The organism is Priestia sp. SIMBA_032, assembly GCF_046535215.1.
GTDB lineage: Bacteria > Bacillota > Bacilli > Bacillales > Bacillaceae_H > Priestia > Priestia aryabhattai.
This window is the reverse complement of sequence record NZ_JAWRXD010000750.1, coordinates 1-268: the sequence shown is the minus strand read 5'-3', so window position 1 is coordinate 268 and position 268 is coordinate 1. Positions and strand designations below refer to the sequence as shown.

Sequence of the window (268 nt, the reverse complement as noted above, 5' to 3'; positions counted from 1 at the left end):
GCGTCACGTCGCACGATTCGTCCGGCAGGAGGACATTCCTTCTCTCTCGGCCATAGATGCGACTGCACGGACCGCTTTCGTGCAGACTGGTCGCGAAATACGTCTGCTTTCCCGCGCGAAAGGGGCGGCGAGCCTCGCGGACGTCCGCTGGATCCTTGATCCGCTCTTCCAACCGGATGACGCCCGGCATGAGGCAATCCGCGATGCGTCCGCCGATACACGCACCGAGTTCCTGCGCGTGCTTGCCGCTCGCCTCGTCGCTATCGAC

The 268-nt window shown here is 64.2% G+C and carries 1 protein-coding gene; it reads right to left on the bottom strand.

All coding sequences use genetic code 11. The features are described from left to right. Positions 1 to 197: hypothetical protein (locus SB717_RS36315; RefSeq protein WP_410907866.1), on the bottom strand; the 197-nt coding region annotated here is incomplete at its 3' end. Between the last annotated feature and the right edge of the window lie 71 nt (positions 198 to 268).